Here is a 7,972-nt window from a genome sequence, read left to right as displayed (position 1 = left end):
CTTTGATTTTATTCAGCCACCTCAGGTGTGTGGCACATAAATCTTGGAAAAATTTGGGCAAAAAAAATGGCTCCGGAAGAGGGATTCGAACCCCCGGCCTAGTGGTTAACAGCCACCCGCTCTACCGCTGAGCTATTCCGGAACGCATTGTATGGGGCAAAATCCGTGTGGGCGGAATTCTGTCAACAAAAATTATCCCGCGGGGTACAGAAATGTGGTTCCAAAGGGATTTGAATGTCGTAAAACTCTTTCAGCCACCGCGAAACCTGGTGGTAAAAAAGCAAAATCAGTTCCTCAAAAGCGACATCGTCCAGCTGAGCCGTCCATTCATCCATGAAGGTTTTTTTGAATTCGACGGCGAGGCAGACAACGCGGGCTGGCTCCAAAAGATTCACCCAGCGGGGGAAATCGCCACCGGTGAATTTTATATCCAGCCGGCAATCCAGGCTTTTGCCCTGCCAGGTTTGACCGTTCAGCAGTTCGCGCAGGGCTTGCGCGGCAGGGTGATGAGTCGGGGAGAGGTTGCTCCTGCCAATGATGATGTCCGGGTTTTGGATTTGGGGGGCTGGCTCCGCTTCAGGGCCTCCGCGGCGATGGTTGTAGCTGTGTAAATCCAGCACCAGCAGCTTGGGATGTTCACCCAAAAGACGCTGAATCTGATATTCCATCAGGCGATGCCAGGAATCGTAATCCTGATGTAACTTCTTTAAAACAGCTTCGGGGAGGGGAGCGTTTCGGGCTTGTAACCCCCAGCAGTCAGAAGGATTTAGATAGACTGATTTTTGGAGGGGTCGGTTCAAATCAACCGCGAAACGGGAGCTTTCCAAAACCACATAGTTGGGGAAAAGGGCGGCAATCTTCCCGGTGTGGGGGTCTTCCTCACGCAGGCGTTGAGCGTCTGTGATACCGCTGATTTGGCTCAACTGGGGCGGCAGCCAATGTCCGTTGTGGATGGCGGTTGCCAACAGCGGCAGCTTTTTATCCTCAATCCGAATGTGGGAGCGAATCACGGTTTCCGTCGGATGGTTTGTTTGAAAAACGGGCTCAAAACTCCATGCCCTGTTCGGAGCGCAGGGTTCCGGCATCCACGCCGTGGGGACCCTTACCGCTGAATTTCACAGGGTTGGATTCTGTTTCCACGCTGATTTCGGCAATTTCCTTGCCCTGGGAATTGGTTTTGAAGGTGTTCAGGAGGGTGACGGATTGGTTTTCCTGCCAGGGAAACATGAAATGTGAGCCTTGCTGCCAGTAGGTGTAATCCGAGGGCAAATCAGCCCAATAGGCACGCACCTGGGTGCTGGAATAGGCCTTGTAATAGCCTGTGTTATATAGCACTCCGTTGCCGGGGATGCTGATGTCGTCCACGCTCTGGGCGTTCAAACCCCAGTTCACATACAGGGGATTGAGATTGCGGCGTCCGGTGTTGCGCATCTTGAGGAAAAAGAGGTCTGCATCCGTAATCAGGCTGGTGGTGTAGGAATCACCGCTGATGTTGCGGGTGCGGCTCCATTCCACCACAAGACCGATGCGGTTTCCATCGGCGTCGCTGCCCCAGGTTTCGGCAAAATAATGGTATGAGCCGTCATGGCGGTCGATGTTGAAACTCACGGTCTGACCAGGCGCAACTGTTTTGCTGCCATAGCCTTGCACCGTGACGCGGATGTCGGTATAGAGCATATTTTGGAACGCCGCCACAAAGGGGGTGGGCTCCACTTCAGGCGGATTGACCACCTCTATGATGCACGAGCTCAAAATCAAAGCCGACAGGGTCAGAGCATAAAAAAGTATCTTGCGCATGGTAAAAACTCCTTTGGTTTGCCGCTGTTTTTGGGGCGGAAAACCCACTTTCTGTTCAAACCCGAAATCCACATTCTGGTGACGGGCTTTCAAACATAATACCCCGGGAATGCCAAAATCCTGCCAAAAGATTTCGCGCTTTTAGCGGGAGGCTTCTTTTTTAAGATGGGTCAGCGCTGTTTTCCGCGCCAAATCCCGGATTCTGCCGATGTAGGCGGCTCTTTCGGTTACGCTGATGACGCCACGCGCGTCCAGGAGATTGAAGGTGTGGGAACAGCGTAAAAGCTCATCGTAGGCGGGGAAAGGCAGGTTTTTTTCCAACAGCGCCAGACATTCTTTTTCAAAATCCGAAAAAAGCCGGAAAAGCAGGGTGGTGCCGGCTTCGTTGAAATTGTATTGGGAAAATTCCTTTTCGCGCAGGAAAAACAGTTCGCCATAGCTCAGGCTTTGATTCCAACGCAAATCACGGTAGTCATCAACATCCTGAATATACATGGCGAGGCGCTCCAAGCCATAGGTCAGCTCCACGCTCACGGGGAAGCAATCCTCTCCCGCAATCTGTTGAAAATAGGTGAATTGACTGATTTCCATGCCGTCCAACCAAACTTCCCAACCCAGTCCCCAGGCGCCCAAAGTTGGGCTTTCCCAGTCGTCTTCAACGAACCGGACATCGTGTTTGGAAATCTGAACGCCAATGGCTTCCAGGCTTTTCAGGTAGAGGTTTTGGATGTTGTCCGGTCCCGGTTTCAGGATAACCTGGAATTGGTAATAATGTTGAAGGCGGTTGGGATTATCCCCATAGCGACCGTCCTTGGGACGCCGGCAGGGCTGCGCGTAGGCAACGGCAGTGGGTTTGGGACCCAGCGCGCCGAAAAAGGTGGCGGGATGGAAGGTTCCGGCTCCCATTTCCACATCGTAGGGCTGCAAAACGGCGCAACCCTGTTCCGCCCAATAGGTTTGCAATTTTAAGATGATGTCTTGAAAAGTCATTTTTTATACTCCCGAACCCGACGGCAGGTGGTTCTGATTTCTTCCAGCCGGGAACGCAATTCTGTCAATAGGCGTGTGGTTTCAGGATTCACCTGAGGTGGCGCTGGAGGCGGTTTGGGGATTTCACCAGCGCGAATCCGACGGCGTTCCTCCTTCAATTTCAGCCTGGCGCCCTCAATCGTAAAGCGTTGATTGTGAAGCATATCCTGAATCCGGCGCAGAAGTTCAACATTTTCCTGGGTGTATTTGCGGATTCTGCCCTTTTCGCGGCGGGGACGCAGGAAGCTGAATTCGCTTTCCCAATAGCGAATCACGTGCGGTTTTTCGCCCAGCAGATTGCTGACTTCACCGATGGTATAGTAATGTTTTTTCATTTGGCGCCTCTTGATTTTCTGAAACGAGCCAACAATGCCAAAACGAGCGCAACCGCCACGAAAATGAAGGGATAGCGGTGAATCCTGCGGATGAACGGGATTTTCGGGGTGGTGTAAAGCGGCGCGCTGATGTTTTTCACTTCAAAAAGCCGGGTTTGGGTCAGGATTTTGCCCTTCGGGTCAACTATCATCGAAATTCCCGTGTTCGCGCTGCGATAAATCTGAATCCTGTTTTCCACGGCTCGGAAACGGGTCATGACGGCGTGCAGCCAGGGTCCGTAGGAACTGCCAAACCAGGCGTCATTCGTGATGTTCACCAGGTAATCCTGTTTTTGGAAGCGGCTGGAAAGCGAATCCCGGGGCAGAGCCATGCGGTGAAAGATTTCCGGGAAGGCAAGCTCGTAGCAGATGGAGGGCGAAAAGCTGTATCCACCGCATTTCTGCCAGACAAGCTCGGTGCCAAATTCCCAATTCGCCTGACCCAGATTCAGCTTCCACAAAAATGGGAAAACTTTCAGCCACAACATGCGTTCACCAACGGGAACGAGGATGTTTTTGAAATAGATGGGGTTATCGAAATTATCCGGTCCAAACAGGGAGGAGGCGTTGTAGCTGCGGACGCCGAGGGGATGAGCGGCGTCTTCAATATAATGCTGAAACCCTGTGTAGATATCGATTTGAGCCTCCTGAACCAGCTCACGCATGTCGTAGCGTCCCTGAGAGCTTTGCGCCAGAGCGGACACCATGGCGCCTTCAGGCCAGATGATGAGCCGGGCGGAATCCGCCTTGGCTTCAAAAGTGAGTTTGCGGAAGGTTTCCAGCGACCTCTTGTATTGCCCGGAATCCCATTTAACATCTTGTGGGATGGAGGGTTGCATCACATATATCCCGGCATCGTGAGGGGTCAATTCCAGGTTTTTAAGACAATGGCCACCATAACCCAGCCAGGCAGCGAAAATGAGCGCTATCCCAGCCAAAAAAGGCAGCATTTTCCTGGGCTGTTTTCGGGCTTTTAAAGCCTTGTGAAGCAGCAGGTTGACCGCCATGATGAGGATGGAAATCCCCACCACTCCAATCAGGTCTGCCGCTTGGATTAGAATATCATAATCCGCCAGAGAATAGGCTTGGTTGAACCACGGGAAGCGGGTTTCACCAAAGTTTTGGATGAATTCGAAGGTAATCAAAACGCTCACGAAGCCCAAACAAGCAAAGCGAGGCAGGGTTTGAAAGATGCGATTGATGGCATAAAACACCAGATAATAAGCAAATACATAAAAGAGCATCACGCCCACGAGAGCGCCCACATTCACGTAAATCAGCCAATAGAAAACCAACGCACAATAGACCACGGACATCACCAGACCCATCTGCAGCAGGTCTCTGGATTTGTTTTCAAGATTTTCAAACACAAAGAGTAGCGGCAGCCAACCCACAAAAGCGAGCCAGCCCAGATGCAGCGGAAGCCTGGAAAGTGCCAGCAGCAAAGCGCTGAGCAAAGTCAACAGCAGTTTATTGTTTTTCATCCTTGGCACCGGTGTAAACCATTTTCATTTGCCAAATGCCATCATCCCAAAGCAGGGTGGCGATGTTTCCTCGCGCGGCAATGGAGATGGGGTTCATGCCTTCTCTGCCAGGGTCAAAAAGGCTGCCGCGACCGATGACCCAGGGATATGGCATGATGGAAAGAAATTCCCCCATCAGCGTGAAAACGCGGGTATCGGGCACCATAACACCATATTGCCATTGCATCAAGCCATGTGACCAAAGAAAATCCTTGTCGCAATCAATGCTTTGAGGGCGTTGCAGATTAAAGCGGCCGAAGCGATACATTTCACGCCCATCCAGAGGAGAAATACAAACCAGCTCGTCTGGCGCGGCATCATAAACGAACAGTGTTCCATCCGGGGCAACGCAAAAAAGCTCTGGCTGCAGAAGCTTGGTAAGTGGAAAATCGGAGATATACTGACCTTCAGGGCTGTATTTGCGCAAGAGTTTGAGCGAAGAATCCAGCGCCAGCAAGCCACCATCGGCATCCACGCCGATATCGCTGAGCCGCTGGAAGTTGGAGCGCTCGAACCCTATTCCGCCCACGCTGTTGAAACGCTGACCATCCAAAAAGATGTCGATTTCCTGGCTTTCACGGTTCAAGGCATAAACCGTTCTGCCGCTGGATTCGCCCACAGCTTTGATGTATGGTCGCGGTGAAACTATTATTCTCAGAGGTTCCAGCCTGCCTTTTGCGAGGTCCAGCTTGGGTTTGTTCACAGCGCATCCGGCTGCCAGGATGACCAAAATAGCCAGAATTGGCAGGTGGAGCTTTCGCTTTTGGAAAAACATCGTTACTCCTTCAGACGCAGGTCTTTAAGCTTGCCCTGGATATTGGTTTTATTGCCAAAACGGTTGAATTCCAGGGTGTAGGCAATATCCAAAATACTGTTTTTCTTCAGAAGTGGCAGCATATCGCCCAGATTATAGCCAATCAAATCCAGATGAACCCCGTCCTTAATCACCTTTAATTTCAAGTGGTTGCGTCCAACCGTATAGGGATAGCTGGCAACGGTGACTTCGCGCGTGAGCAACACCGGCCTATTGTTGTCGGGTCCAAACGGCGCGAAACGTTCCACCCAGTTCAGCAAAAACTCGCTGATGTCGTAAAGTTCCAGTTCATAATCGATTTCCAGCGGTGTGGCAATCTGTTGCGGCTCAAGGTGTTCCGCCACATAGCGGGAAAGTTCGTTTTCAAAGCGGTCGATGTATTCCTGCAGGATGGTGAAGCCCACGGCATATTTGTGACCGCCGAAGCTGTGGAGGTTGTGTTCGATACTGGTGAGCGCGGCAAAGAGGTCAAAATCCGCCACGCTGCGTCCGGAGCCGCTGCCAAAGCCGTCTTTGAAGGAAATCATGACCACAGGACGGTCATATTTTTCCACCAGTTTGGATGCCACGATGCCGATTACACCTGGATGCCAGTCATCGCTGGAAACCACGATGCAGGGCACGGAGGCGAGGTCTTTATATTTTTTATCGATGATATCGCAGGCTTCGTGATAGGTTTTTTGGTCTTCCTGTTGGCGCAGAGAATTTTGGCGCTCGATGATTTCGGCAAGTTCCTTGCTTTGCAGACGGTCTCTTGAAATCAACAAATCCACTGCCACGGAGGCGGAACCCATTCTCCCGGCGGCGTTTATGCGCGGAGCGATGCCGAACACGATGTCTGTGGTATCGAGGCTTTTGGCGTTCAATCCGGAGATTTGCACCAGGGCGTTCAACCCCAGGTTTTTCTTGTCGATGAGGTGTTGCAATCCGATATGGGCGAAAACCCGGTTTTCACCGGTGAGTGGAACGATGTCCGCGATTGTTCCAACCGCCACCAAATCCATATACTTGAGGGTGTTTTCCTCGCTGGCAATCCCCCGACGGCGGTAAATTGCCATCAGAAGTTTGTAAGCCACGCCAACCCCCGCCAAATGTGGAAAAGGATAGGGACAGCCTGGAAGTTTGGGGTTGATGATGGCGAGCGCGGGTGGGAGTTCTTCTTTTGGATTGTGGTGGTCTGTGATGATGATTTCCATGCCCTGAGCGTTGATGGCTTCGATTTCCTCCAGGGCGTTCACTCCGCAATCCACGCTGATGATGAGCGAGGTGCCGCTGTCCTTGATTTGGTCCAGCCCGCCCAGCGAGAGACCATAGCCATCAATCATGCGGTGTGGGATGTAAAAATCTATGATGGCTCCCAGGCGCTTGAGCCCAAGATAGAGCAGGGTTGTGGCGGTGGTGCCGTCAACGTCGTAATCTCCATAAATGGTGATGCGCTCGCTGGAATCTATGGCTTTCAGGATGCGTTGCACCGCTTTTTCCATGTCCGGGAAAAGGAAGGGGTCGTGTTGATGCGAAAGTTGCGGTTCAAAAAAGTCCCTAATCTGCTGGGGCGTGCGAAGCTGTTTTCTATAGAGCATTTCCGCCACCAGTCGCGGACAATGCAACTCCTCAATCAGAGCTTTAATCTGTTCCCGCTGGTCGGAGTCAAATTCCTCCGGCGTCAGCCAATTCTTTTGCATCTTTTTTCACCTTGTTTATAAACTGCTGCCAATCAGCACGATAGCGATTCCTTCCTAAAGCATGGCATCAATTTCGCACTCTCAGTTGAGCGCCAAAAAGAAAGTTCCACACTCAAAGAAGCCATTCTACAAAGCCATTCTTTCTTGTAAAGGGAAATTTGCGAAACCCAGCTCCCAAGCTGTCGCCACGCCTGTTCAAACACATTATTTCCGCCTGGTTTTCTCTGTTTTACAAGCCTCTTGCTTGCTTGCCGCCTTATGTATCCCTTATGTTTCAAAGGCAAAGTTAAGCGACACAAAGGTTTAGGGTCAGGAAAGGTTTTTTCAACCGACTCGCTCCATATATATGCGAAGTTTTCGGTTCGCGTAATTCTCCGGGGCAGGTGAAAAGCTGTCTCAAATCAACTGATGAAGGGGATTACAGAGATGATAAAAATTTACGCAAAGAAACAATTGACAGAATCTTGGGATTGTATTTTACAGGCTCTGTGGGATTGATGTGTTCGCAAAAAACCATTGGCAAACACAGAGGCAGGACTTTTTTCGAAGTCTGGAAGGCATCGATACAAGATCATAAGGAGTTATCTTATGCGCATCCATCTGCGAGGCAGGGTGTTGCTGCTCATAGCGGCCATCCTCGCCTGTATTTTCGCTCTTTCTGCCCAAAGCAGGCAGATTGAAATTTCATCTTCCCAAAACCAATCCCGGCTTAGCAATAACAGCGATTTTGGTTTTGATGTTAGTTATAATGTG

7 protein-coding genes and 1 tRNA gene are annotated in these 7,972 nt (G+C 51.1%); all 8 read right to left on the bottom strand.

The window, feature by feature from the left end:
• Positions 1–67: 67 nt before the first annotated feature.
• The 8 genes from GX135_07850 to recJ all read right to left on the bottom strand — a co-directional run bounded on the left by GX135_07850 (position 68) and on the right by recJ (position 7,219).
• A tRNA-Asn gene (locus GX135_07850) sits at positions 68–142 on the bottom strand.
• Positions 143–182: 40 nt separating this feature from the next.
• The gene (locus GX135_07845; protein NLN85990.1) at positions 183–1,010 is read right to left on the bottom strand and encodes an N-formylglutamate amidohydrolase; all 828 of its coding nucleotides are present in this window, start codon (positions 1,008–1,010) and stop codon (positions 183–185) included.
• Between the two features lie 34 nt (positions 1,011–1,044).
• A complete protein-coding gene (locus GX135_07840; GenBank protein NLN85989.1) occupies positions 1,045–1,797 on the bottom strand; it encodes a hypothetical protein in 753 nt (250 codons plus the stop codon).
• Between the two features lie 141 nt (positions 1,798–1,938).
• Positions 1,939–2,787 (bottom strand): glycine--tRNA ligase subunit alpha, encoded by an 849-nt coding sequence (locus tag GX135_07835; GenBank protein NLN85988.1) that lies wholly within the window; start codon positions 2,785–2,787, stop codon positions 1,939–1,941.
• On the bottom strand, positions 2,784–3,161 hold the full coding sequence (locus GX135_07830; protein ID NLN85987.1) for a MerR family transcriptional regulator: 378 nt from the start codon (positions 3,159–3,161) through the stop codon (positions 2,784–2,786). The genes GX135_07835 and GX135_07830 overlap by 4 nt, the downstream gene beginning before the upstream one ends.
• Positions 3,158–4,684 (bottom strand): apolipoprotein N-acyltransferase, encoded by a 1,527-nt coding sequence (gene lnt / locus GX135_07825; protein NLN85986.1) that lies wholly within the window; start codon positions 4,682–4,684, stop codon positions 3,158–3,160. The genes GX135_07830 and lnt overlap by 4 nt, the downstream gene beginning before the upstream one ends.
• On the bottom strand, positions 4,671–5,498 hold the full coding sequence (locus GX135_07820; protein ID NLN85985.1) for a hypothetical protein: 828 nt from the start codon (positions 5,496–5,498) through the stop codon (positions 4,671–4,673). The genes lnt and GX135_07820 overlap by 14 nt, the downstream gene beginning before the upstream one ends.
• Before the next feature lie 2 nt (positions 5,499–5,500).
• Complete coding sequence (gene recJ, locus GX135_07815) at positions 5,501–7,219, bottom strand: single-stranded-DNA-specific exonuclease RecJ (protein ID NLN85984.1); 1,719 nt, start codon at positions 7,217–7,219, stop codon at positions 5,501–5,503.
• Between the last annotated feature and the right edge of the window lie 753 nt (positions 7,220–7,972).

The sequence above is a fragment of the Candidatus Cloacimonadota bacterium genome (assembly GCA_012522635.1).
In the GTDB taxonomy this organism is placed as follows: domain Bacteria; phylum Cloacimonadota; class Cloacimonadia; order Cloacimonadales; family Cloacimonadaceae; genus Syntrophosphaera.
This window is presented reverse-complemented; position numbering and strand designations above follow the sequence as displayed.